Raw genomic sequence first — 23,451 nt, forward strand, 5'->3', positions numbered from 1 at the left:
GACCGGACCGACATTGACGTTACGTGCCACAAAGGGTTGATTACACCCCTTGGGTAGGCTTTGACGGGAATTGTCCGCAACCGGCCAACGGGGTGCGGTCACCTCCGCGGGCCGATGTCCAACGGTGGCCTGCCCTCCTACCCCTCACGGCACGCTGCGCAGACGGCAAATCTCCTCTCCCGCCCGGACCGCGGCGCTGCCCGACCGGGGCTGTTGCCGGGCCGGGCCACTACCGTCTGCGGGTCCACGCCCGCACCCGGCCATGGGACGAGAACGATCCCGACGCGCCGCCGGCGGAGCACCTGATCGTCGTGCATCCCGGCCGCTCGGCGGAGAAGGCCGTCCACCGCCCGCGCGGCTCACCTCGACGGGCCGGCGCCGTGACGGCACGGGCTTGCCCGGTGTCGTCCACGATCGCACTATGGTGCCATGACCGCGCCCTCTGGGGACGTGCCGTCGGCCGGCGACCCGCCCGATGCCCCGCCCGGTGACCCGCCCGACGCTTCCGGCGCCGCGCAAGGCGGGTCCACGCAGGATGGTTCCGCGGCTGACAGTAAGCTCGGCTACTGGTTCGTGGGGGGCCTCCTCGGATGGCTGCTGCTGGGCCCGCCGTTCGTCATCGGCCTGGTGGGGTCGTTCGCGGGCGTCGACATGAAGGCGCCGGCCGGTGAGGCGCTGCTCGACCGGTTCTACTGGTGGGTCGCGCTCGGCGTGCCGGGAGTGATCGCCGCGGTCGGCGGTTCCTTCTGGGGCGTGACCACGCTGCTGACCCGTCGCCGGGAACGGGCTGCACGGCGGGAGCTCATCCTGACCGAGCGCGTCGAACGGCTGCAGGACATGGTCCGAGAGGCGCAGGCCGTCTCCCGCGACCTGGAGCTCTACCTCCAGGAACGGCTGGCCGCGCTCCAGCGCCTCAGCGCGCAGGTGGACAGCGCCGAACGACTGGCGGCGCTGACGCCCGAACAGGTCAAGGCGCTCGACGACGTCCTGCGTCGCCAGTTCGTCGGGCAGGGTCGAAGGGGGTTCGTCACGCAGGTTGTCTTCTTCCTCCTGGGCATCATGATCGCGTTCATCGTCAACTGGCTGTCCAACCCGATGCTCGCCCTCGTACAGAAGTGGCTGCACTGAACGGCGGGGGCTGACGTCTGCGCTGCCGCGAGGTCGTGACCATGGCGAAGCTCGCGGTAGATCGCCTGTGGCATCAGCAACTGCGCGGCGGCAACCCGCTCGGCTGGTGTCTGCGCGGCCAGGTCGGCCGCCATGGTCTGCTCAAGGTCGAGACTCGCCGATGGCCTGCACAGCGAACTGGTGGAGCAGATCGCCGGCGTCACGGTCGCCCGGAGGCTCGTCAGCCTCAGGGGAGGGCTTGGAGGCATCCACGAGCCTGACGGTATCCGGCCCCCAGGCAGAAGCCGGGGGACACTCTGCCGAAGTGGTCTCACGAGGGATCAGTGCCTGTGTCTGAACCCATCCACCCAGGCCGGGGGTGGGCCGATCGAAGGTGTGGGCGCGTCGGCCGTTCGTGGGAACGCCACGGTGACACCGACTTGAACGGCTCTCAGCGAGCCTGAGTCATGTGAGCGGCGATCACAACGAATAGCCGTTACAGGTGCCAGAACGATTCGGACATCGGTAACGGCTTTTCGTTGCGAAACGGCACCGATCTTCAGGGCTGTGACACAGGCACTCAGTCGGCGGTGCGCCCGGGCGCATTGACACAGTGGTTGGTTATCGGTGAAAGAATCGACAACAAAGGGGCGCCGAAGTTCGTCACGGAGCAGTTCTGTCCAGACCCGTTGACGATGTTGTCGTTGCTTCCGGAGTTGACGACATCGTCTCCGCTGCCGTTTCCGTTGCCGCTGTCGTCTCCATCTCCGTTTCCGTTGTCGTTGCCGTCTCCGTCGTCGTCCCCATCTTCGTTGTCTGCCCGGGGAGCGAGGAAGAAGGTGAAGATGTTGATCCTGCCCGCCTCGATGAATGCCGTATTGCAGGCACCGGGTTCGCGGTCGTAGATCTCGGGGACGTCGGTGATGCAGACGGTGTGCTCGCTTCCTGAGGTGAGCCCCAGGTTGCACTGGCCGTTGGTGTTGGTGACGCACTCATCTTCGGCGTTGCCCGCAGCACTGGTGGCCTGGATGGCGACACCCGCAAGGGGCATGGAATTCTGCAGGTCCTCAAGGCTTTCAATGCTGTGAACGATCACGGAGACCGTGACGATCGGACCCTGCGCGTGAGCGACGACGGCCGGACCAGTGGCAATCGTGACGGCGGCGGCTGCTACGACAGCCAACCGGGTTGCCCCGCGTTTGAGTATTCTGGGCATTCGATGACTTTCTGGTGAGAAGGGGCGCCTAGCAGATGGCGGTTAACGCCTATCGAACGTAGCTACGTCGGCCGGCATATTGCTTGATCGACCAGCAAAAAATCGGCCAGAAATGGGGACGTCCCGTTTTACGGGCGGTCAGCCTTCAGCCGGACATGGCTTGGCCACCGTGACACCCTGCGGATGGCGTTCTGCCGACGCCAGGTCCCGCGCCAGCTGTAAACGCTGCCTGACGGATCGGCCGGCCGGGCGTGCGGCTCTTCGGCCGGTCCCGGCCGCCGCCCGCCAGGCAGCGCCCAGGGATCCCGGACAGATGCCGGCCTCACAACGACAGAGCTCCCGACCTTTCGCCTACCCAGCTCGACGGGGTTTGGGTTCGATCGGCAGGTCAGCGGAGAAGGGTGTTTACGCCCTCCTCCCCGCCTGCTGTGCCGGGCCGGCGGCGATGATGACGGAGCGGGTGCTCCGCTGGCCGATCAGCGCCGATCTAGGCCGCCTGCGTGCTCTGGTGCACGCCTACGCCGACGTCGGACTCGCCGTGGTGGAGGGCACGGACGTCGCGCTGGCCGCCGCCGACCTCATCCTGATCCGCGACGACCTGGACGTCGTCCCCACCGCCCTCCCCCTGGCCCGCGCCACCCTCGCCACCATCCGCGGCAACCTCGTCTGGGCCTTCGGCTACAACGTCGCCGCTCTTCCGCTGGCCGCCACGGGACTGCTGAACCGGCTCATCGCAGGGGCCGCCATGGCGTTGTCGTCGGCGTTCGTGGTCTCCAACAGTTTGCGCCTGCGCCGCTTTGCCCCGCCGCCCGCGACCGGCGACCTCCTCACCGCGTACTTGGACGAGCCCGGCGAACTTGAGACGGATCCGCACGAAGAACCGGCCCGTCAGGTGTCCTGAAGCTCTTCTACCGCCATCAGATGAGTCGGAAGCCTGCCTCTTCCACCGCCTGACGGATCGTGCCGGCGTCCAGCGCGTGTTGACCGGTCACGTCCAGCCTGCCGGTGGGCAGATCGACGACGACGCCCGTGAGGCCAGGCACCTCGCCCACCACGCAGTGCCGGCAGTTCATGCCCTGGACGACGTACGTACTGGTGATCATGTTTGTCCTCCGGATCAAGATAATCCGTGCAGAGACGGGTACGCCGGCTGCCCCTCCCCGGTTCAACCCCATGGCCTCATGCGCGTGCGCTGCTGTGAACGTGGCGCGGCACTACGGACCATGACGGCGGTCACGTCCACGGACGTGGTGTATGAGTCGATCTTCGCGTGATCCTATTTCTGCAGGTTAAGCGGTAAGTGTCTGCGGGAGTGGGTTCTGGGCCGGTGTGTCGCTTGCGATGAGCCGGACGCGGGCCTTGGCGAGGATGTCCAGGCCCATGTAGCGGCGGGCTTCGGTCCATTCGTCGGTCTGCTCGGCCAGGACCGCGCCGACGAGGCGGATGATCGAGGCTCGGTCGGGGAAGATGCCGACCACGTCGGTGCGGCGGCGGATCTCCTTGTTGAGCCGTTCCTGCGGGTTGTTCGACCAGATTTGGCGCCAGGTCTCGCGCGGGAAGGCGGCGAAGGCAAGCAGGTCCTCGCGGGCGGCGTCCAGATGCTCGCACGCGGCCGGGTACTTGGCTTCCAGGGCGTCGATGACCCAGGCGTGCTGGGCGCGGACGGCATCGGCGGTGGGCTGGTCGAAGATGGTGCGCACCAGCGTGGCCACCCATGGCTGCGCCGACTTGGGCACGGTGGTGAGCAGGTTGCGCAGGTAGTGAAGTCGTCAAGAAATAAGGCGGGGCTTCCCCCATAAACGTGGACACCAATTTCAGGCGGCAGACTTCAGGCTATCTGCCGTCTTCTCGTAGGCGATCGGGCTGAGCTGGCCGAGCCGGGAGTGCCGCCGGACCGTGTTGTAGCGGGTGATCCAGCCGAACACGGCCAGGCGGGCGGTGCGGGCGTCGGGCCAGCCGGGCGCGCCCTTCAGCGTCTCGCGCTTCAGACTCGCGTTGAAGGACTCGGCCGCCGCGTTGTCGGCGCTGGTGCCGACCGCGCCACGCGAGCGGATGACACCGAGCCGGTGACAGGCCCGCGCGAACTCCCGCGAGCAGTACTGCGCCCCGTTGTCACTGTGAAACACCACCCCGTCCAGACGGCCCCGGGTCTGCGCCGCGGCCTGCAGCGCGTCGACGACGAGCTCGGTGCGCATGTGATCGGCGATCGACCAGCCCACCAGCCGACGCGAACACAGATCCACGACGGTGGCCAGGTAGAGGAACCGGCCGCCGCCCACCGGCAGGTAGGTGATGTCGCCGACGTAGCGGGTGTTGGGCCGCTCGGCGGTGAAGTCGCGCTGGAGGAGGTCCGGCACCGGCGCGGCATCCGGCTCGGGGATCGTGGTGCGGACCCTCTTACGCAGCCGTAGCCCGGCGATGCCGTGCTCGCGCATCACCCGCTCCACCCGCTTGTGGTTGACCCTCATCCCGGCCGTGCGCAACTCGGCCGTCATCCGGGGCGAGCCGTAGGTACCGTCGTGCTCGGCGTGGATCCGCCGCATCCGTGCAGCCAACTGCTCATCGGCCTGCTGGCGGGCCAGCCGCGTCGTGGCGCCCTTCAACCATCGGTAGAAGCCCGAGCGCGACACCTGCAGCACCCGGCACAACCGCTTCACGCCGTAGAGCGCTTTGTGATCCTCAACGAACTGAAAGCGGTTCACCAGTTCGTCTCGCCCGCGAAAAGCTTGGCCGCCTTACGCAGGATGTCCCGCTCCTGCTCCAGTTCCCGAATCCGGGCCCTGAGCTGCTTGTTCTCCTCTTCCAACACGTCGTCTGAGGGTACTTGTCCGGCCGACGGGGGCTGACGGGCAGTGGCACCGCCGGCCGCTCGTTGCCCACCTTCACCCCGCGCCTGCGCGGCGCGTACCCACACCCGCAAAGTCTCGCGGCTGACTCCCAGATCCCGCGCGATCGACGTGATCGTCCGGTCCGGCCTCGACAGCACCAAGGCCACCGCATCGGCCTTGAACTCGGGCGGGTAGTTCTTCATCACCATCAGTGACATCTCTTCCCCTGGACCTCAAGATCCAGTCTCCGAGGTGTCCACGTTCAAGGGGAAAGGCCCGAACACGAAGATGCGGCTGGGCATGCATGGTCTGCGAAGCTGGATCAGCTCTCTGCTGCAGGAGTCGGACCGGCTCGCTGCGGTGGGATTGTTCGTGTTGGGGCCCTATCCGGCACTGGGGCAGATCGACCGGCTTCTGGCGGGCACCGGGCTGACCTACGGTGCCCAGAACCTGTGGCCTGACGCACCGGAATGCACCGGAGAGGTGAGCGCGGGGCTGCTGGCCGAACTGGGCTGCGCCTACGTCATGGTGGGGCACGCCGACCGGCGGCGCGTCTTCGGCGAGGACGACGCTCTGATCGCCGCGAAGGCCGAATCCGCCGCACGGGCGGGGCTGGTGCCGGTTCTCTGCGTGGGGGAGAGCCGGCCCGGCAGCCGCCCTGAAGTGACACATGTGGTGATCGCCCAGGTCGAGCCGGTCCTGCGGCAGCTACCCCCCGACGCCGCGCTGGCGGTGATGTACGAGCCGGCATGGACGATCGGCGGCGACAGGGCCGCGGACCCCGCCGACGTGGCAGCCGTGTTCGACGCAGTGACCCGGCAGACCGCGCACCGCGCCGGGCCGACCCGCCTGCTGTACGGTGGCGCCGTCACACCAGGAGTGTTCACCCGGCTGGCCTCCACCGTGCGTCTGGACGGAATCGGTCTCGGGCGCGCCGCCTACGACACCGACATGCGCCGACGCATCCTGGACGAAGTCCTCGAACGGCGCTGAACCCTACTTCGACGCCTGGATGCCGACCGCGCCTCTTGACGGGCAAAGTCACCAGCTCGGGACTCGCCTGCGAGACCTCTCAGCGATGATGCCCGAGCGGAGACAAGCGCGTGGGCCCGTTGCCATCACTGCGATTAATGGCCACGATGTGCATGCGGGTTGCAGTGCTCTGCGCCTCGTTCGGTCGTGATCGGACCAGGGTCGGCGGCAAGAAAGCCCAGCGAAATGAGCTCCAACGGACGCAGCTGTGCATGGCTTCCCCGACCTCCACAGCACGCTATGGGAAACGATCACTCGGAAGACGCGGTCGCAACCGAGATGACAGGGATGGACCCAGGAATTCCGCCACGTACTGGCGCTGGGCCGTGTCGATGCCTGCGATGCGCCGGGTCAGGCCGGTGAGCTTGACCGGAGTGACGGTCAGCCAGCGCAGGTGCGCATGCAGGCGCCGCCGTTCCTCGGCGGTCAGGTGCAGCGCCCGCTCCAGATGGTCGCTCAGATGGCGCTGCTCGGCCTCGTCGAAGTCGCCGTCGGCGGCACTGACCGCCGCCGCCATATGCAGCAACAACGTCGCCGCCTGATACGCGTCGGAAGCCGCCGCCGTTGGACCGCCCGGCGCCGCGAACAACACCATGGATCCCGAGGTGAGAACCGCGCCGCCCAGCCGCGGGTCGGGTTCGATGCCGACTCCCGCCCGGCCCAGCACCTGCGCCAGGGCGACTACGTCCTTCTTGACCGGCTTCGCCTCCTGCGGCGAGGAGATGAAGGCCGAGAACTCCCCTACCGGCACGACCGCGAGCTCCTGTGCGCCCAGCCGGTGGCGCGCCCATGCGATCGCCTGCCCGGCACCACCGCTGGACAGATTCACCAGCTCGGCCGGAAGCAGCGCCTGAGCCTGCACCGAGCTCTGCCCGTCGGGCACGCGGCCGAGGTAGCGGCTGTACGCCTCCAGGTCCGTGGTGCACTCGTCAGCCAGTGCGATGAGCTTTCGGGTCGGCGCGGCATAGCTGAGGACATCGGGGGTGCCGGGCAGGGTCAGCTCGGCGACACCGCGGAAGCCGGCGCTGGCGGGCCGGTAGTCGAGCGTGACCTCCTTGCGGCCTGGCCGCACGACCAGCCCCTGACCGTAGCGGGCGGCGTAGCGCTGCAGGAAGAGTGCGTCGAACTCGGCGGCGCAGCGGGTGGCAGGGGTACGCGGGTAGTAGTCCGGATGCGAGCGGATCCAGGTCAACGCCCATTCAGCAGGCACAGGTGCGCCTTGCGCCGCGAACGCTCCCAGACCGGCGCGCAGCCTTAGCGGTGGCGGGTAGTCACGCGCGGGCGCGGGGGCCGGATCCCTTTCAGGGGCTCCGGCCGCGAGGATTTCCAGGACTTGCTCGAACTGCCCCACATAGCGCTTGAAGGCCTTCTGGCCGCCGTAGATGGCCAGAAGGCGGCGGACCTCCTGATGGATGATCGGCAGCTCGATCGCCGCCGTGGAACGGTCCCGCTGGAGGTCGTACAGCACTCGCCGTTCCAGGCCATAGAAGTAGAGGAACACAAAGCCGATCGGCGCCTGCGGGAAGCGCCGCCCATCCGCGAGCCAGGCCAGATAGGCGGCCCTCGACTGGGGCGGAATATCGCTGTACGACGGCCAATAGTCCAACCCCCGCCCGCCCCAGTCCGGTTGACGCAGATCGACGGGCAATGACGGGTTGATCAGCGCCGGGTCCACCCTATGGCCCGAAGGCGCGGCCAGATGGGTACCGACGTAGAGGAGCCCGCCGACGATGTCGTAGCCCGCGAGATTGATCCCTGCTCCTGGGCGCAGCCACGGGTCCGCTGGACTGTGAGGGCGTACCGAAGGCGCCGCCGGAGCGGAGGCATACGATGTTTGTCAACCGTGCCTGGGGTCCGATGTGTTGTGGTGCACGGGCCTCGACGGCGGCGCTCCTGGTACCGGGGCGGGGGTCCGTCGAAAGCGGTCCAGAAAACTCACGAATCACCTCTGCCAGCCCCGTGGGCTCAGCGCTTGTGCCACAGGCTATACGCGAAGCCATCCCCAGCCACGGATGGCACTTTAACCTTCGGGCATACCTTCCGTAGACATGGCCAGACGGCTCGTTATCGATTTGATTCTTCTGACTATGACTGAAATACAGATTTCGTCCCGTCCGATACCGAAGGAAGCGAGAGGCGACATTGCACGACACTAGCCGCACATCATGGCATTTAGCCGACCCATATGGGGCCGAGGAGGAAGTCGGCATGGATTCTCCGTAGCGCTGTGGAGGAGGAATGGGAGCAGGTCTTCCCGCACGTCAAACACCTTCGTGCACTGAGCTCGCCATTCACCACCAGGGGGCTGTGCGAGCACGGGGACAGTGCGTGGTGCCGAGCAGGCCCCCCGAGAACTCCACACTGTTCACCACGAGGCCCTCATCAGACCACGCGGTCCAGACTCTGCGCCTGCCGATGACTACGTCCGCCCAGGTCATTGCTCTGCGAGGGCTTTCGCTTCAACGTACGCGAGCTCCGGTCACCCGGGAGACGGAAGCGCGTACGGCAGGATGATCCGCTGTGCTGCTTCGCCTGGCCTACCTGACCGTCACGAACGCCTTCGCCGCGCTGCGACTGCTACCCATGAGTGATCGGGACAAGGACATGGAAATTCTCGTTCTGCGTCACCAGATCGCCGTCCTCGAACGCCAACTCGGCGCTGACACGAGAGTGCGATTCGCACCCGAGGACCGGGCCCTTCTCGCCGCTTTCCTCACCTCGCTGCCGCGTGAGGTTCTGCACCGCCTGCGGCTTCTCGTCCGGCCGGACACCGTCCTGCGCTGACACCGCGACCTGATGAGACGTCGTCACGGCCGTACCTGCCGGCCCAAGCGCCCCGGGCGCCCACCCACGGTCCACTCCATCCGCGCCCTCATTCTGCGCCTGGTCCGGGAGAACCCGAGCTGGGGCTATCGGCGGATCCACGGAGAGCTCACCACACTCGGCATCAAGGTCGCGCCGTCCACCGTCTGGGAGATCCTCCAACAGGCAGGCCTCGCCCCGGCACCCGAACGGGCAACCACCACGTGGGCCGCCTTCCTGCGCTCGCAAGCCGACGCCCTACTGGCCTGCGACTTCATCGAGACCAGCACTCTCAGCGGACAACGCCAGTACGTCCTGGCGGCCATCGAGCACGCCACCAGACGCGTCCGCGTGCTCGGCACCACCGCTCACCCGGGCATGAACTGGGTCACCCAGGCGATCAAGAACCTGGTGATGGACCTGGATGATGCAGGCTGCCGGGCGCGCTTTCTGCTTCGAGATCGGGATGGGAAGTTCCCGGCCATCATGGACGAGGTACTCGCCGAGGCCGGCATCAAGATTGTGCTCACCGGCATCCGGAGGCCGCGGATGAACTCCATCATGGAACGGTGGGTGCAGTCCTGCCGCCACGAGCTCCTCGACCGCTACCTGATCTGGAACGAACGCCACCTTCGGCACGCCCTGCGCGAGTACGAACGCTTCTACAACCGGCACCGAGCACATCAAGCCCTGAACCAAGAGGCTCCACTGCGTCCCGCCTCGGACCCGATCACCGGCCCCGGACGAATCATCGATCTGAACATACGCCGACGAGACAGGCTCGCCGGCGTCCTCCACGAGCACTCGCACGCCGCTTGACCAGCACGGATGGAATTATCGGCAGGCGCAGTGGTGAGCCATGCTTCGCAGGCGCACCACATCATCTCTCCATCGCTGCGCAGGAGGAGAACGTCGTGTTTGCCATTCCCGCTGCAAATCAACGAGCTTGGGGCGCCTTGACCGTGTGCTGTGCACTTCCCTGCGGATCCATCGGTCGGATAGCGGAAGTGGCTCACCTTGTGATCCGGCCAAATCTTCAGAACCTTCGATTTCACAACCTCACGGTGACGGCACGAGGCGGTGCCGTCAATGAATCAGGCCCTTCTAGACAGCGCATCATGCTCGCACCCGGCGCGCTGACGGCGCTCGTCACCCCGTCCGGTCCACCAGACCGAGGGCGAAACGGGCCTGTGTGATCCAGCCAGCCAGCCAGCCCGGCACCTCAAGGGCCGGCCCAGCCGCTCCTCTGGACACCTCTGCCCGTGGACGGCGACGTGGAATGACTTGCCCGATGGTCGCGTTCCTTTGCCCATTCACGCTCCCCTCCGGACAACGGCGGCAGCAGACCTCAAAGGGTGATCGAATGGCGACTAGGATCGCCGCAGTCTTCATCCGGGGCCGGTGAGGCACTGACCGACGCCGTGAGGTGACCATGGCCAGCAACGCACTCTTCGGCCGCCGTGCCGAACTCGAAGAGCTGTCCGCCTTTCTCGACGCGGCCCGGCGCCATGGTGACGCGCGGCTGATGTGGGGCGACCCCGGCATCGGCAAGTCCGCGCTCCTGGCCGTCACGGCCGAGCTGGCCGTCACGTCGGGGATGCGCGTGCTGCGGGCGTCCGGCTCCGAGTTCGAGGCCGACGTCAGCTACTCCTGCCTCAACCAGTTGTTCCTGCCGGTCGAAGCCGACCTCCGGCGCCTGCCACCGGAGCTTCGGGAGGCATTGACGGTGGCGTTGGGGTTCGGCGCCGGCGCGCCCACCGACGCGCTCCTGGTCTGCAACGCCGCCCTCCTGCTCATCAAGGAGGTCGCCGCCGAAACGCCGCTCGCCCTTCTCGTGGACGACGTCCAATGGATCGACCGGGCCAGCGCCGTCGTGCTGGGATTCGTCGCCCGTCGGCTGCAGGGGGTCGGGGCCGCGCTGCTGTTCTCCGCCAGGACGGGAGCGGTGGGCTCCTCGGCGCCACGCGGGCTGACCGAGATGGTCGTTCAGCCGCTGGATCGGGCGGCGGCGGGGCAACTGGTCGACGTGCATTTCCCGGACATGTCGGCGCGGATCAGAAGACGGCTGCTCGACCTGGCACAGGGCAATCCGCTGGCGTTGACCGAACTGCCTTCGACGCTGCAGGGCGCGCCGCATCCAGCGGGGACGCACTCGGAGGTGGTCCCGCTCAGCGACCGGCTCCAGGCGATGTTCGCCGCCCGGATCGCCGACCTGCCGGAACGGACGCGCAGAACGCTTCTGCTGGCCACGTTCGAGGGCACCGGCGACGTCCGGGTGCTCCGGGCCGCCCTGGCGGAGGAGGCCGGGCTGGCCGACCTCGCTCCCGCCGAGCGGGCGCAGTTGGTACGCGTGGACGACGCCACGGCGCGGATCGCGTTCCGGCACCCGCTGATCCGATCGGCGATCGTGGCGGGCTCCACGCATGAAGATCGCCGGACCGCGCATGTCGCCCTCGCCGGCGCGCTGACGGGTGACCGGGAACGTCGCGCGTGGCACCTCGCTGCGGCCGCCGTCGGCCCGGACGAGACAGTGGCGGCGCTGCTCGAGGACTCGGCGCATCGCATCATGCTGCGCGGTGACGCGTTCGCCGCGGTCGCCGTGCTGATCCGGGCGGCCGAGCTGAGCGTGACGAGCGCCGATCGGGGGCGCCGGCTCTCCGAGGCCGCCTACATCGGCGCCGAGGCGAGCGGGGCCATCGACGACGCGAAAACGCTGCTGACCGACGCCCGGCGGGCGGCTCCGGACTCCACCGGCTCGCTCCACGCGGCCAACGCGGCCGCGTTCCTGATGCTCAACGGGGACGGCGACGTCGCCACCGCCCACCGGCTCCTGGTCGGCGCAATCGAGACCGCGGAGCACTGCTACCGGGCCGACGATCCCGCTTTGGTCGAGGCCATGCACACGTTGATGCTGCTGAGCTGGTACGGCAGCGCGCCGGAGTACTGGGAGCCGTTCTACCGGGTGTTGAAGCGGCTGGAGCCGCGACCGCCCGACGTGCTGTCACTGGCGAGCCGGACCTTCCCCGACCCGGTCCGCACGGGGGCGTCGGCTTCGGCGAGCAGCAAGGGCGTCCTCGCCGGCCTCGCGGACGAGACCGACCCGACGCGGATCATGCGGATCGGCACGGCCTCGGTCTACCTGGATCGCCTGGGTGACTGCCGCGAGTCCTCGTGGCGGCTGGTCCGGCAGGGACGCGAGGGCGGCCCGCCCCGCCGTCACCTGGGCGCCCTCATGCACCTGTGCCTGGACGACTACCTCGTCGGCCGTTGGGACGAGGCCGAGGAACTCGCCCGCGAGGGACAGCAGGTCTGCGACACCAGTGGTTTCTCCTTCTTCGCCTGGTATTTCCGGTACAACCGGGCGATCCTCGCCGCCGGACGGGGGCGCTTCGACGAGGCGTACGCGCTCGCCGACGAGATGACCCACTGGGCGCTCCCCCGCGGCGTGACGGCCGCGGCGCTGTTCGCCCAGCATCCGCGTGCTCTCGCGGCGCTGGGACAGGGGGATTTCGGCGCGGCCTTCCACCACGCGGCCGCGATGAGCCCGCCCGGCGTCCTCGCCGCGTACGTGCCTCACTGCACGTGGGTCATGCTCGACCTCGTCGAGGCGGCGGTGCGGACGGGGCGGATGGTCGAGGCCAGGGCGCATGTGGAGGCGATGCGAGCCGCCGACGTGGCCGCGTTGTCGACCCGGATGACGCTGATCCAGGCGGCGGCGGAGTTCCTCGTGTCCGACGACGACGGGACGAGAGCGCGGCTGGAGTCGCTGCTGTCGGGCCACGTGGCGGAACGGTGGCTGTGGGACGCCTCCCGCGTCCGGCTCGTCCTCGGCGAGCGGCTGCGTCGTGACAGATCGGCGTCGCAGGCGCGTCGGCATCTTCTCATCGCGCGTGACGGCTTCGCCGCGATGGCCGCCGGCCCCTGGGTCGAGCGTGCGCAGAACGAACTGCGCGCCGCCGGACACCGGCCGGCCGAGGCGCCGTCAGCCGGCCCGGCCGCCTTGACCGCGCAGGAGTTGCAGATCGCCGAGCTGGCGGCGAGCGGCCTGACCAACAAACAGATCGCGGAACGGCTGTACCTGTCGCACCGGACGGTGGGCGCACACCTGTACCGCATCTTCCCCAAGCTCGGCATCACCTCCCGCGCGGGGCTCAGGGATGCGCTCTCCCCGGATTCCGAAGCCCCGCGCTGAGCTCGTCGGCCTGCGCCTCCTTGTCCTCCAGCAGCCGCTCCAGCAGGCGCCGGGTGCTGGGATCATCGGCGCCGACCCAACGGACCGCCTCCTGCAACGACTGAATGAGGATCCGCGCGCCCACGAGGTCCTGCGTCAGGATGCCGGTGAGATCGCCGTCCTGGAACGACTGGAAGGTGACGCGCGACAGCTCCGGCAGGTGCCGCGGGTCATGACCGGCGGTGAACCCGAGCTGGGCGATGCGGAGGGCCAGCAGCCGCGCGCCGGCGCGGTCACGGTCGGCGCAGCCGTAGAGGAACTCCGCGACCGGCCGCTGTGACGGCCCGCGGACGAGCAGCGCGTGCTGGTCGTACTGCAACGACGACACGACCATGCTGGCCAGCAGCACGTTCAGCAGGTGCGCGACCGCCTTCAGCTCGGCCCGGTTCGACGGTGTGACCGCGCCGTCGTCCAGGTCGAGCAGGGCCCGGTCCCGGACCTCGCGCATCCGCAGGACGGCCGGCGGCTCTGGAGGACTCGTCACGTGTCGATGGTCGGGCACGCGCCCGAGCCGCGCATCTGTCAAATGACGTAACCGCGTCGGCGGTTAGGTCATCGGCCGCCGTGGCCGTTCAAGGCGGGAGTCGGATGACTGATGTGGCACGGCCGGGCCGGCGCCCACAGTGGGCCGCGACGAGCTTCACCACCGAGGAGTGATCCCATGACCATCAGCCACGGCTTCCACGCCGCCATGACCGCGCAACCGGGCAGGGGCGACGACCTGGTCGCGGCCCTGCTCGCCGCGCCGTCCCTGCCGGACGAGGACTGCGTCGTCTTCCTGGTCGGCCGCTCGGCCGGCGACCCGGACACCGTCTTCGTCACCGAGGGCTGGGTCAGCCGGGAGGCCCACGCCAGGTTCTTCGCGACCGAGCGGGCCCAGGCGTTCGCCGCCGCCCTGCAGCCGCTGCTGGCCCGCGAGGCGCAGTACGTCGACGAGATCCCCGTCGGCGGCAAGGCCACCCTGTGAACGAGGAGACCACCATGGCCCGTCCCGGCCTCGACCCCGAGCTGCGCGCGTTCCTCGCCGGCCTGCCGCTCATGTCCGGGCTCGACCCGCAGACGCTCGCCGAGCTGCGCAAGCTGCCGTCCACGCCGGTCGACTCGATCGTCCACGGCCACGCCGCCGACCACCGCGAGATCACCACCCCGGTCCCGTTGTCGATCTTCACTCCGGTCCGGACCGGTGACACGCCGGTCCCGTGCGTCTACTGGGTGCACGGCGGCGGCATGGTCATGGGAGACCGCTTCTCGCAGATCGACATCCCCATGGACTGGCTCGACCTGTTCGGCGCCGTCGTCGTCTCGGTGGAGTACCGGCTGGCGCCGGAGGCCACCGGCACGACCCCGGTCGAGGACTGCTACCGGGGCCTGCTCTGGGTCGCCGAGCACGCCGCCGAGCTGGGCGTCGACCCGGGCCGTGTCATCGTCGCGGGCGTCAGCGCCGGCGGTGGCCTGGCCGCCGGACTCACCCTGATGGCCCGTGACCGCGGCGGGCCCTCGATCGCCGCGCAGGTGCTGATCTGTCCCATGCTCGATCATCGCAACGTCACCGCCTCCAGCCGCCAGTACTCCGGCGGGCCCGGCGTCTGGACCCGCGAGATGAACGAGTTCGGCTGGCGGTCGCTCATCGGCCGCGGGGAGGTCTCCGGCTACATGTCACCCGCGATCGCCGACGACCTGTCCGGCCTGCCGGCCACCTACGTCGACGCTGGGACGGCCGAGGTGTTCCGCGACGAGGACGTCGCGTTCGCCGGCCGGATCTGGGCCGCGGGCGGCCAGGCGGAACTGCACATCTGGGCGGGCGGCTGCCACGGCTTCGACGCGCTGTGTCCAGAGGCTCGGATCTCGGTCGCGGCCCGGCGTACCAGGAACGACTGGCTCGCCCGGGTGCTGCGGGCATCGTCCGGAGCCGTCCGGTGAGCGCCCACGACCGCGCCGCGTTCCTGCACGAATTCGCCCGCGCGCCCTTCACGGTCGGCGCGGTCGCGCCGAGCGGCGAGCCGCTGGCCGACCTGATCACCGCTCCCGTGACGTACGACGGCGACCCCTTGGTCGTCGAGGTGGGGCCGGGCACGGGCGCGTTCACGGCGGCGATCCAACGCCGGCTCGGCGGCCGTGGCCATCACCTGGCCGTCGAGGTCAACGAGCGGTTCGCGCAGCGTCTGGCCACCCGCTACCCGCGGGTCGACGTCGCCGTCGCCGACGCCCGGGATCTTCGCGAGGTGCTGGCCGAGCGGGGCCACCACCGCGCGGACGTGATCGTGAGCGGACTCCCCTGGGCCGCGTTCACCGCGAGCCGGCAGCACGACCTGCTCGACACCCTCACCGGCGTCCTCGCCCCGCACGGCGCGTTCACCACCTTCGCGTACGCGCACGCGCGGTGGGCTCCGCCGGCCCGGCGGTTACGGCGGTTCCTGGGCGGGCGGTTCGAGGAGGTCGTGGTCAGCCGGACGGTGTGGGCGAACGTGCCGCCCGCGTTCGTCTACTTCTGCCGCAGGCCCCGTGTCCCGGCCCTGGCCGTCGGTCAGTGAGGTCGAGCATGACTCTGCGGCAGAAGGCCCTGCCGGTCGTACGGCCGACCGGCGAGGACCACCGGGCGACGCCCTTCGAGTTGTTCTTCGACCTCGTCTACGTCTTCGCGATCACGCAGCTCACCGGCTCCATGGCACGCGAGCGCGACGCCGACGGGGTGTTCCGCGGCCTGCTGATGCTGGCGCTGCTGTGGGGCACCTGGTCCGGCTACACCTGGCTGGGCAACCATTCCCGGGCGGACGGCGGTCTGCTGCGAGGTGGGATGGTCGTCGCGATGGCGGCGATGTTCGTGGTCGGCCTCACCATCCCGGAGGCGTGGGCCGACGGGCCGGGCGCCTTCGTGCTGGTGGGCGCCTATCTGGTGGTCCGGTGGGTGCATCTCGTGGTCTTCGCCGTGGCCGCGGCCGGTGACACCGGGCTGCGCCGTCAGATCGCCGTCACCTGGCTGCCCATGACGGCGAGCGCGGCGCTCCTGGTGTCCGGGACGCTGCTGGGCAACCGGACGCAGGTGCTGCTGTTCACCGTCGCCCTGGTGGTGGACTGGGCCGGCATCTACCTCACGGCCAGGAACGGCCACTGGCGGCTGCGCAGCCCGGCGCACCTGACCGAGCGGCACGGGTTGTTCCTGATCCTGGCCATCGGCGAGTCCGTCGTCGCCGTCGGTGCCGGGGCCGCGGGACGACCCGTAAGCGCGGCGCTGCTGCTCGCGGCCGTTCTCGGCATCGCCGTCGCGGTGTGCTTGTGGTGGCTGTACTTCGACGTGGTGGCGGGCGCGGCGGCGCGCAGGCTCGGCCGCGTACGTGGCCGGGAGCAGGTCGTCCTGGCCGTCGAGGCCTACACCTACGGGCACTTCCCCATCATCGCCGGCGTCCTGCTCACCGCCCTGGGCATCGAGGGGGTGGTGGCGCACGCCGGCGATGGCGAGCCCTTGGGCGTGTTCTCCGCGCTCGCGCTCCATGGCGGCGTCGCGCTCCACCTCGTCGGACATCTGCTGTTCAGACTCCGGACGCAGCACACGCTCGGCCGCCGCCGACTGGCCGCGGCCTGCGCGGTACTCGCCGCCGCCCCGGCCACCGTGGTCCTCCCGTCGCCCGCCGGCCTGGCCGGTGTGGTGGCCGTCCTGGCCGCTCTGATCGCCGTCGAGAGCGCCCGCCGTACGAGCAGGAATGGGCAAGGACGCGCGAGCTTCGGGGATCGTCCGCCCGCCGCAGGACTGATTACGTAGCCCCGAGAGAGGAAGGGCGATGACAGACCATCACCGCACCGATATTTCGCTCCAGGTCAACGGGGTGCCGCACCGGTTGGCCGTCGACAACCGCAGGACACTGCTGGACGCGTTGCGCGAGGACATCAGCCACACCGGCCCCAAGAAGGGCTGCGACCACGGCCAGTGCGGCGCGTGCACCGTGCTCCTCGACGGCCGGCGGGTGCTCTCCTGCCTGACGCTGGCGGTGGCCGCCGAGGACGCCGGGATCACGACCGCCGAGGGGCTGGCCGGTGACGGCGAGCTGCTGCCGCTTCAGCGGGCGTTCATCGAGCTCGACGGCTTCCAGTGCGGATACTGCACGTCCGGGCAGCTCTGCTCGGCGGTCGCGATGCTGGCCGAGCACACGGCGGGCTGGCCCAGCGCGGTCACCGCCGACGTGTCCCCGGACGGCCCGGCGCCGGTACTGGACGCGGCGGAGGTGCGCGAGCGGATGAGCGGCAACCTGTGTCGCTGCGGCGCCTACCCGTCCATCGTCCGCGCCGTACTGGAGGCGGCGGAATGAAGGAGTTCGCCTACGAACGCGCGGCGGACGTCCGTGACGCGCTGATCGCAGCCGAAGGCGACGCCCGGTACCTGGGCGGCGGCACCAACCTCGTCGATCTGATGAAGGCGGGGGTGGAGTCCCCCACGAGGCTGGTCGACGTACGACGGCTGCCGCTCGCCGGCGTCGCCGAGGCGCCGGACGGCGGGCTGATCGTCGGCGCCACGACGACCAACAGCGACCTCGCCGCCCACCCCGAGGTACGGCGGCGCTACCCGGCGCTGAGCCAGGCGGTGCTGGCCGGCGCGTCCGGCCAGCTCCGCAACATGGCCACGGTGGGCGGCAACCTGCTCCAGCGGACCCGGTGCGCCTACTTCGCCGCGCAGGTGTGCAACAAGCGCGTCCCCGGCACCGGCTGTCCCGCGATCGCCGGGGAGCACCACAACCACGCCATCCTCGGCTGGACGCCGAGCTGCGTGGCCACCCACGCCTCCGACATGGCGGTCGCGATGCTGGCGTTCGACGCCGTCGTGCGCTACGAGACGCTCGACGGCCCTGGTGAGATCCCGCTGGAGGAGTTCTACCCGCCCGTCGGGGACACGCCGCACCGCGAGACGGCACTGCCGCCGGGAGCGCTGATCACGGCGGTCGTCCTGCCCTGCCGCGCGGTGTCGCCGCGCTCGCGCTACCGGAAGGTCCGCGAACGCGCGTCCTACGCCTTCGCCACCGTCTCCGTCGCGGCGGCGCTGGACCTGGACACAGGTTCGGCGCGGATCGCCCTCGGCGGGGTCGCCTCGCGGCCGTGGCGCGCCCGGACCGCCGAGGCTCTCCTGGCTGACGCTCCCCTCACGGCGGAGGCGTTACGGGTCGCCGCCGACGCCGAACTGGCCGCCGCCGAACCGCTGCCCGGCAACGGCTACAAGGTGCGACTGGCCGGCAACCTCATCGAGACCGTGCTGAAGGAGCTCCTGCCATGACGAACGCCGTAGGGGTCGCGCGGCCGCGGGTCGAGGGCCGGGCCAAGGTCACCGGCGCCGCCCGCTACGCCGCCGACGTGCTGGTGCCCGGCCTGGCCTTCGGCGCTGTCGTCCTGGCCACCGTGTCCCGCGGCCGCATCCGCGCCATCGACGGCGCCGCCGTCCAGGACATGCCCGGCGTGCTGGGCGTGATCGACCATCGGAACGCCCTTCGCCTCGCCCCGAAGGCGGGCGGCTTCTTCGGCCCTGACGGCCAGCTGCAGCTGTTGCAGGACGAGGTGATCCCCTTCGCCGGCCGGCCCGTCGCGCTCGTCGTGGCCGAGACACTCGAACAGGCCCAGGCGGCAGCCGAGGCGCTGCCGGTGATCTACGACGAGGAGCCGCACGACACGGCCTTCACCGCCGACCACCCGGCGAGCCGTCCGGCCGTGGCGGTCTTCGACGAGCCGGTGGACGTCGGTGACGTGGCGGCGGAGCTCGCCGCGTCGCAGGTGGTGGTCGAGGAGCGGTACCGCACCCCCGAGGAGCACTGCAGCGCCATGGAGCCGCACTCGGCGACCGCGTGGTGGGAGGGAGAGCGGCTGGAGGCGATCGACTCCAACCAAGGTCCGTTCTCCGTAGCCGTCACCCTGGCCACGCTGTTCTCGCTGAGTCCGGACCTGGTACGCGTCCGCACCGAGCACGTGGGCGGCGGCTTCGGCTCCAAGGGGCTCTGCGGTCCGCAGCTGATCCTGGCCGCGATGGCCGCGCGGCTGTTCGGCCGGCCGGTGCGGGTCACGCTCACCCGTGCCCAGGTGTTCCTGGCGACCGCGATGCGGCCCGCGACCGACCAGCTGATCCGGATCGGCGCCGACGCGGACGGCCGGCTGCGGGCGATCCACCACGAGGCGGCGTTCGAGATCTCGCCGCTGGTGGAGTACCTGGAGGGCTGCACCGAGCTCACCAAGACGCTCTACGCGGCGCGCGCGATCCGAACCCGGCTCAGCGCGGTCCCGCTCGACATCCTGCCGCCGTACTCCATGCGGGGGCCGGGCGCCGCGCCCGGCTCGTTCGCCCTCGAATCCGCCATGGACGAGCTGGCCGAGCGACTGGGCATGGATCCGCTCGAACTGCGGCTGCGCAACGAGCCGGTGGCCGGTCCCGTGTCCGGGCTGCCGTTCAGCAGCCGCAACCTCATCGCGTGCCTGCGTGAAGGCGCCCGCAGGTTCGGCTGGGGCACGCGCGATCACCGGCCGCGGACGCGGCGGGAGGGTCCTGTGCTGGTCGGCACCGGACTGGCCGCCACCTCCTTCAGCGCCGGAGCCTTCCCCTCCTCGGCCACGATCACCGCCGAGCCGGACGGAACCTTCACCGTGGCCATCGGCGCCACCGACCTCGGCACCGGCGCCCGCACCGCGCTGACCGCCATCGCCGCCGACGCACTCGCGGTCGGCACCGAGCGGGTCCGGCTCCAGATCTCCGACAGCGGCCTCGGTCCCGCGTGGGGCGCGGGCGGTTCCCGGGGGACGACGTCATGGGGATGGGCGATCACGGAGGCCGCGGAGAAGCTGCGCGCCCAGGGAGGCCGCGGTACGGTCACGGCCGACACCACGGGGTCGCTCGGCGGGCTACCCGCACGGGAACGGCATTCCTTCAGCGCCGTGTTCGCCGAGGTGACCGTCGACCCGATGACGGGCGAGGTGCGGGTACGCCGGTTGCTCGGCATGTTCGCCGTAGGCCGCGTGGTCAACCCGCTCATGGCGCGCAGCCAGGTCGTCGGCGGGATGATCGGCGGGCTCTCCATGGCGTTGCACGAAGAGGGCCTGCGCGATCCGGTCTCCGGCCGGCACGTCAACGCCGACTTCGTCGGCTACCACATCGCCGCGCACGCCGACGTGCCCGACATCGAAGCCGATTTCGTACCCGACCACGAGCCCGGCATCCCCATGGGCGTCAAGGGCGCCGGCGAGATCGGCAACGTCGGCACGGCCGCCGCGATCGCGAACGCCGTCTGGCACGCGACCGGCGTCAGGCATAGATCCCTGCCGATCCGTCTCGATCGCGTGCTGGAGTGAGGCGCCTGGCGTCCTGACTCGGTGGCGCGCCGAACTGGCGGCGGTACTCGCGGCTGAACTGCGACGGACTGGCATAGCCGACGCGGCGGCTCACTCCGGTCACGTCACCCGGGGCCGCGGCGAGCTGGAGGCGCGCCTGCTGGAGGCGGATCTGCTTCTGGAACTGGATCGGGCTCATCGCGGTGGCGGCGTGGAAGTTGCGGTGGAAGGCCGAGACGCTCATCCCCGCCAGTCTGGCCACGTCCTCGACGGAGAAGGGCTGCGCGTAGTGGTCGCGGATCCACTGCACCGCGCGGGCCACGTGGCTGAGGCTGCTGTCGGGAAGCCCGAACTGGCGCACGGTCGCGCCCTGCTCGCCCGTGATCAGCCGCCAGAGGATCTCCCGCTTGACGAGCGGCGCGAGGACGGCGATGTCGCCCGGACGGTCGAGCAGGCGCAGCAGGCGAACGACGGCGTCGAGGAGCTCGGCGGAGGCGGTGCTGACCGCCAGACCGGGCGGGGCCTCGTCGCCGAGCTCCGGCAGATCGCCTGGAGCCGCCTGCAGCAACACCTCCGCGATGGCCGCCGGACGCAGGGTCAGCCCGACGCCGAGCCCAGGGTGTTCAGAGCTGGCCCTCGCGAAATGGGCAGTCACCGGCAGATCGACCGAGGCGACGAGATACTGCCCCTCCCAGTACTCGTACAGGCGTTCGCCCAGCGCGAACCGTTTCGTGCCCTGGGCGACGAGCGCCAGCACCTTGCCGTAGGTCGTCGGTGTCGGAGGCTGGGGGCGCTCGGCTTTGAAGATCAGGACATCCTCGATCGGTGTTGCGAGATCGGGTCGAGCGTGGCGGATGAGGAGGTCGCGCAGCTCGTCGAGGGCCATGATCCCCATCCAAGCACCGCCCGGCGCCCGGCGCCAACCGAGCCGGGCTTCACGCCGCCCTGTGGGCCCGAAGCGGCGAGTGGGCCGGAGCTGCCCACTCAGAACGCCCTACGCGCATCAGGAGGACACGACGCCACGGGCTGTCGCCGGCTCGGTCGTCACACGCTCTTGCGTCCCTCAACTCTCCCTAACGTGTCGCAGTTCGGATGGGGTTCAGCACTTCAGGACGCCTGGCTGGCGCAGGGGAGCGTTGTAGTCAGCGCCGGGGGCGCGTTGCTTGTCGCAGTAGGTGTGCCAGTAGGAGCAGTACGGCGAGCCAGGGTCACTGTCACACTCGTTGACAGTTGGGGCTTGAGCAGGCAGGTCTTGCCCGATGGCGGAGTATCCGGACAGGCGGGTCAGCCGCGGTCGAAGGCCTGGACGACGATCAGGCAGGCGAACGCCGCGAGCGCGAGCACGGTCCGGACGAGGTGCAGGTTGAGCCACCGCCGGCGGCTCTCGGCCCAGTCGGCGGGCAGGCTGTCGGGATCCCAGGCGTCCACCACCCGGTTGAGGGGTTCCAGAGCCCTCAGGGTGAGGACCACGGTGAGGACCACCATGATCAGGGCGGTCGCGCTGACACCGAGGACGAACCATCCACGACGCCATGACAGGGCGGTCATGACGATCAGCGCCGCGATGCCGGTCAGCAGCAACGGCGGCATCGCCCGCCCATAGTCGACGTTGAGCGCCTGCCAGTACCGCACGTACGCGGCCCCCGGCAGGCGAGCCACGGACGGGGCGAGCACCACGAAGACGACGCCACCCGCGTACAAGCCGACCAACAGCAGCGCGACCATCCTGGACGCGACCAGTACGAAAGCCACCGATCCTCCCTTACTCACCAAGAAAGGATCAACCAGGAGCCACCCCAGATACACCCGCAGCCGAGAGCGCGGCCCTGACCGGTGGGCTCACCACCGCTCCCAGCGCAGCACCTGCTGTACATCGCTCCCGACGACACCTGGTCGATGGCGCCCGTGGTTTGGGACGTGGGGCCGGCGGACCACCGTGCACTCGCACGAGACGTGGGGCGTCGTCGGCATCTACGCCGGGGTCGAACACGAGATCCGCTACCTCAAGCCGGCCGAGTCCGCCCCGAGCGGGCCGCTGACGCCGGCGGGCGACGCGCGGTGAACGCCGGGGGCAGGTGACCGTCTGCTGCACCACCGACGACGACGTCCACGCCGTCGCGGCTGTCGGCAGCGAGCCCACCATCGGCATTCAGGTGTACAGCGGCGACATCGGCACGACCAAACGGCGGGACTACGACCCCGCGACCGGCGAGGTCCGCTGGTTCGTCTCCGCCTGGGACAAGCCTCAGGGGTAGGGCAGCTCCGCGGTGATCTTCTGGAGCAAGGTGCGCAGTGTCGCCCGTTCGGCCTGGTCGAGCGGGCCGAGGATGGTCTGTTCGACGTCGGCCATCGCGGTGTCGACACCGACACCACCACCCTCGAAGCAGCGATCAAGGAACCCGGCAATGACCGCTGGCCCTTCGACCTGGCCCGCATCCAGCTCACCTACGGCTCCCACCTGCGACGCGCCAAACGCACCACCGACGCCCGCCACCACCTCGCACAAGCCGCGCACGTCTTCCAACGGCTGCAGGCCACCCCGTGGGCAGACCGCGCGGAACGCGAACTACGGGCCACCGGCATCACCGTCTCCACCGCCGCGACCGGCCTGACCGCCCTCACCCCGCAACAGCTCCAGATCGCCCAGCTCGCCGCAGCCGGCCTTACCAACAAACAGATCGCCGCCCGCCTGTTCCTGTCCCCGCGAACGGTCTCCACCCACCTGTACCAGGTCTTCCCCAAGCTCGGCATCACCTCCCGCGCCGCCCTGCGCGACGCCCTCGCCAACCCCCCAGATCCCCATCCCACGTGAGACAGAACTCACCGCCTTCACCCTGGAGCCCCCGCCATGAGGGTCGACGCTGACGCCTTCGCATGACCAGCCTGGCCCTGGCCGGAGACCACCTCGCCAGGTCCGTCTACTCCTACCGCGCGGTGCGCAACGG

At 69.9% G+C, this 23,451-nt stretch carries 23 protein-coding genes and 2 pseudogenes; 16 read left to right on the forward strand and 9 right to left on the reverse strand.

All coding sequences use genetic code 11. The features are described 5' to 3' along the window. The first annotated feature begins 429 nt into the window (after positions 1-429). Entirely contained in the window at positions 430-1,128 is a 699-nt protein-coding gene (locus ABZ444_RS44295; RefSeq protein WP_358010218.1) for a hypothetical protein, read from the forward strand. Positions 1,129-1,687: 559 nt separating this feature from the next. On the opposite strand, the gene ABZ444_RS44300 is transcribed toward ABZ444_RS44295, so the two are convergent. Further along, the gene (locus tag ABZ444_RS44300; RefSeq protein ID WP_358010219.1) at positions 1,688-2,323 is read right to left on the reverse strand and encodes a hypothetical protein; all 636 of its coding nucleotides are present in this window, start codon (positions 2,321-2,323) and stop codon (positions 1,688-1,690) included. 514 nt (positions 2,324-2,837) lie between these two features. Between ABZ444_RS44300 and ABZ444_RS44305 the strand changes: the two are divergent. Further along, positions 2,838-3,224, forward strand: a pseudogene (locus ABZ444_RS44305) (hypothetical protein); the annotation flags it as partial. A gap of 16 nt (positions 3,225-3,240) precedes the next feature. Here the strand turns inward: ABZ444_RS44305 and ABZ444_RS44310 are convergent. The 3 genes and pseudogenes from ABZ444_RS44310 to ABZ444_RS44320 form a co-directional block, all read right to left on the reverse strand. Next, positions 3,241-3,426, reverse strand: coding sequence for a heavy metal-associated domain-containing protein (locus tag ABZ444_RS44310; RefSeq protein ID WP_358010221.1), 186 nt, complete (start codon positions 3,424-3,426; stop codon positions 3,241-3,243). A gap of 186 nt (positions 3,427-3,612) precedes the next feature. Further along, positions 3,613-4,092, reverse strand: a pseudogene (locus ABZ444_RS44315) (transposase); the annotation flags it as partial. Positions 4,093-4,137: 45 nt separating this feature from the next. Further along, positions 4,138-5,360, reverse strand: a protein-coding gene (locus ABZ444_RS44320) for an IS3 family transposase (RefSeq protein WP_358010269.1) whose coding sequence is annotated in 2 segments (ribosomal slippage) — positions 4,138-5,048 and positions 5,048-5,360 — 1,224 coding nt in all. Because the reading frame shifts where the segments join, the coding sequence is not laid out codon by codon here. Between the two features lie 43 nt (positions 5,361-5,403). On the opposite strand from ABZ444_RS44320, the gene ABZ444_RS44325 reads away from it, so the two are divergent. Continuing rightward, positions 5,404-6,144 carry a triose-phosphate isomerase family protein gene (locus ABZ444_RS44325; RefSeq protein ID WP_358010222.1) on the forward strand — a complete coding sequence of 247 codons (741 nt, stop codon included), beginning with the start codon at positions 5,404-5,406 and terminating at the stop codon, positions 6,142-6,144. A gap of 277 nt (positions 6,145-6,421) precedes the next feature. Here the strand turns inward: ABZ444_RS44325 and ABZ444_RS44330 are convergent, their stop codons facing one another. Then, positions 6,422-7,954: a TerB N-terminal domain-containing protein gene (locus ABZ444_RS44330; protein ID WP_358010270.1), complete on the reverse strand. Its 1,533-nt coding sequence runs from the start codon at positions 7,952-7,954 to the stop codon at positions 6,422-6,424. Positions 7,955-8,703: 749 nt separating this feature from the next. Between ABZ444_RS44330 and ABZ444_RS44335 the strand changes: the two genes are divergently transcribed. From ABZ444_RS44335 to ABZ444_RS44345, 3 genes are all read left to right on the forward strand, one after another. Continuing rightward, on the forward strand, positions 8,704-8,967 hold the full coding sequence (locus ABZ444_RS44335) for a hypothetical protein (protein WP_358010223.1): 264 nt from the start codon (positions 8,704-8,706) through the stop codon (positions 8,965-8,967). A 12-nt stretch (positions 8,968-8,979) separates the two neighbouring features. Then, on the forward strand, positions 8,980-9,804 hold the full coding sequence (locus tag ABZ444_RS44340; protein ID WP_358010224.1) for an integrase core domain-containing protein: 825 nt from the start codon (positions 8,980-8,982) through the stop codon (positions 9,802-9,804). Between the two features lie 613 nt (positions 9,805-10,417). Further along, the gene (locus tag ABZ444_RS44345) at positions 10,418-13,177 is read left to right on the forward strand and encodes an AAA family ATPase (RefSeq protein WP_358010225.1); all 2,760 of its coding nucleotides are present in this window, start codon (positions 10,418-10,420) and stop codon (positions 13,175-13,177) included. On the opposite strand, the gene ABZ444_RS44350 is transcribed toward ABZ444_RS44345, so the two are convergent. Beyond that, on the reverse strand, positions 13,137-13,700 hold the full coding sequence (locus tag ABZ444_RS44350; RefSeq protein WP_358010226.1) for a ferritin-like domain-containing protein: 564 nt from the start codon (positions 13,698-13,700) through the stop codon (positions 13,137-13,139). The genes ABZ444_RS44345 and ABZ444_RS44350 overlap by 41 nt on opposite strands. A gap of 177 nt (positions 13,701-13,877) precedes the next feature. Here ABZ444_RS44350 and ABZ444_RS44355 point away from each other — a divergent pair, with 177 nt between their 5' ends. Genes ABZ444_RS44355 through ABZ444_RS44385 form a run of 7 tightly spaced genes read left to right on the forward strand, consistent with a single transcriptional unit; the run spans position 13,878 to position 20,527 of the window. Continuing rightward, positions 13,878-14,183: an antibiotic biosynthesis monooxygenase gene (locus ABZ444_RS44355; protein ID WP_358010227.1), complete on the forward strand. Its 306-nt coding sequence runs from the start codon at positions 13,878-13,880 to the stop codon at positions 14,181-14,183. Positions 14,184-14,197: 14 nt separating this feature from the next. Then, complete coding sequence (locus ABZ444_RS44360; protein ID WP_358010229.1) at positions 14,198-15,136, forward strand: alpha/beta hydrolase; 939 nt, start codon at positions 14,198-14,200, stop codon at positions 15,134-15,136. Beyond that, positions 15,133-15,747 (forward strand): methyltransferase domain-containing protein, encoded by a 615-nt coding sequence (locus ABZ444_RS44365; RefSeq protein WP_358010230.1) that lies wholly within the window; start codon positions 15,133-15,135, stop codon positions 15,745-15,747. The genes ABZ444_RS44360 and ABZ444_RS44365 overlap by 4 nt, the downstream gene beginning before the upstream one ends. An 8-nt stretch (positions 15,748-15,755) precedes the next feature. After that, positions 15,756-16,973 (forward strand): low temperature requirement protein A, encoded by a 1,218-nt coding sequence (locus ABZ444_RS44370; RefSeq protein ID WP_358010232.1) that lies wholly within the window; start codon positions 15,756-15,758, stop codon positions 16,971-16,973. A 19-nt stretch (positions 16,974-16,992) separates the two neighbouring features. Further along, positions 16,993-17,517, forward strand: coding sequence for a 2Fe-2S iron-sulfur cluster-binding protein (locus ABZ444_RS44375; protein WP_358010233.1), 525 nt, complete (start codon positions 16,993-16,995; stop codon positions 17,515-17,517). Next, entirely contained in the window at positions 17,514-18,473 is a 960-nt protein-coding gene (locus ABZ444_RS44380) for a xanthine dehydrogenase family protein subunit M (RefSeq protein WP_358010234.1), read from the forward strand. Before ABZ444_RS44375 ends, ABZ444_RS44380 begins: the two co-directional genes overlap by 4 nt. Then, positions 18,470-20,527 carry a xanthine dehydrogenase family protein molybdopterin-binding subunit gene (locus ABZ444_RS44385; protein WP_358010236.1) on the forward strand — a complete coding sequence of 686 codons (2,058 nt, stop codon included), beginning with the start codon at positions 18,470-18,472 and terminating at the stop codon, positions 20,525-20,527. Before ABZ444_RS44380 ends, ABZ444_RS44385 begins: the two co-directional genes overlap by 4 nt. Here the strand turns inward: ABZ444_RS44385 and ABZ444_RS44390 are convergent. Together ABZ444_RS44390 and ABZ444_RS44395 are read right to left on the reverse strand one after the other, a co-directional pair. Next, positions 20,481-21,392, reverse strand: a complete 912-nt coding sequence (locus ABZ444_RS44390) for an AraC family transcriptional regulator (RefSeq protein ID WP_358010237.1) — start codon at positions 21,390-21,392, stop codon at positions 20,481-20,483. The genes ABZ444_RS44385 and ABZ444_RS44390 overlap by 47 nt on opposite strands. A gap of 398 nt (positions 21,393-21,790) precedes the next feature. Next, positions 21,791-22,258, reverse strand: a complete 468-nt coding sequence (locus tag ABZ444_RS44395) for a DUF1772 domain-containing protein (RefSeq protein WP_358010238.1) — start codon at positions 22,256-22,258, stop codon at positions 21,791-21,793. A 184-nt stretch (positions 22,259-22,442) separates the two neighbouring features. Between ABZ444_RS44395 and ABZ444_RS44400 the strand changes: the two genes are divergently transcribed. Both ABZ444_RS44400 and ABZ444_RS44405 read left to right on the forward strand, forming a co-directional pair. Next, complete coding sequence (locus ABZ444_RS44400) at positions 22,443-22,568, forward strand: hypothetical protein (RefSeq protein WP_358010239.1); 126 nt, start codon at positions 22,443-22,445, stop codon at positions 22,566-22,568. A gap of 13 nt (positions 22,569-22,581) precedes the next feature. Next, on the forward strand, positions 22,582-22,761 hold the full coding sequence (locus ABZ444_RS44405; protein WP_358010240.1) for a hypothetical protein: 180 nt from the start codon (positions 22,582-22,584) through the stop codon (positions 22,759-22,761). On the opposite strand, the gene ABZ444_RS44410 is transcribed toward ABZ444_RS44405, so the two are convergent. Then, positions 22,752-23,030, reverse strand: a complete 279-nt coding sequence (locus ABZ444_RS44410) for a hypothetical protein (RefSeq protein WP_358010241.1) — start codon at positions 23,028-23,030, stop codon at positions 22,752-22,754. The two genes, ABZ444_RS44405 and ABZ444_RS44410, sit on opposite strands and share 10 nt — an antisense overlap. Before the next feature lie 84 nt (positions 23,031-23,114). On the opposite strand from ABZ444_RS44410, the gene ABZ444_RS44415 reads away from it, so the two are divergent. Continuing rightward, positions 23,115-23,318: a helix-turn-helix transcriptional regulator gene (locus ABZ444_RS44415; RefSeq protein WP_358010271.1), complete on the forward strand. Its 204-nt coding sequence runs from the start codon at positions 23,115-23,117 to the stop codon at positions 23,316-23,318. The last annotated feature ends 133 nt before the right edge of the window (positions 23,319-23,451 follow it).

The organism is Nonomuraea sp. NPDC005730 (assembly GCF_040630865.1).
Classification (GTDB): Bacteria; Actinomycetota; Actinomycetes; order Streptosporangiales; family Streptosporangiaceae; genus Nonomuraea.

Bases quoted from the DNA above. Each gene is read 5' to 3' on its own strand.
- ABZ444_RS44295 (WP_358010218.1), top strand. From the start codon at position 430: ATGACCGCGCCCTCTGGGGACGTGCCGTCGGCCGGCGACCCGCCCGAT.
- ABZ444_RS44300 (WP_358010219.1), bottom strand. From the start codon at position 2,323: ATGCCCAGAATACTCAAACGCGGGGCAACCCGGTTGGCTGTCGTAGCA.
- ABZ444_RS44310 (WP_358010221.1), bottom strand. From the start codon at position 3,426: ATGATCACCAGTACGTACGTCGTCCAGGGCATGAACTGCCGGCACTGC.
- ABZ444_RS44340 (WP_358010224.1), top strand. From the start codon at position 8,980: ATGAGACGTCGTCACGGCCGTACCTGCCGGCCCAAGCGCCCCGGGCGC.
- ABZ444_RS44345 (WP_358010225.1), top strand. From the start codon at position 10,418: ATGGCCAGCAACGCACTCTTCGGCCGCCGTGCCGAACTCGAAGAGCTG.
- ABZ444_RS44355 (WP_358010227.1), top strand. From the start codon at position 13,878: ATGACCATCAGCCACGGCTTCCACGCCGCCATGACCGCGCAACCGGGC.
- ABZ444_RS44360 (WP_358010229.1), top strand. From the start codon at position 14,198: ATGGCCCGTCCCGGCCTCGACCCCGAGCTGCGCGCGTTCCTCGCCGGC.
- ABZ444_RS44370 (WP_358010232.1), top strand. From the start codon at position 15,756: ATGACTCTGCGGCAGAAGGCCCTGCCGGTCGTACGGCCGACCGGCGAG.
- ABZ444_RS44375 (WP_358010233.1), top strand. From the start codon at position 16,993: ATGACAGACCATCACCGCACCGATATTTCGCTCCAGGTCAACGGGGTG.
- ABZ444_RS44380 (WP_358010234.1), top strand. From the start codon at position 17,514: ATGAAGGAGTTCGCCTACGAACGCGCGGCGGACGTCCGTGACGCGCTG.
- ABZ444_RS44385 (WP_358010236.1), top strand. From the start codon at position 18,470: ATGACGAACGCCGTAGGGGTCGCGCGGCCGCGGGTCGAGGGCCGGGCC.
- ABZ444_RS44390 (WP_358010237.1), bottom strand. From the start codon at position 21,392: ATGGCCCTCGACGAGCTGCGCGACCTCCTCATCCGCCACGCTCGACCC.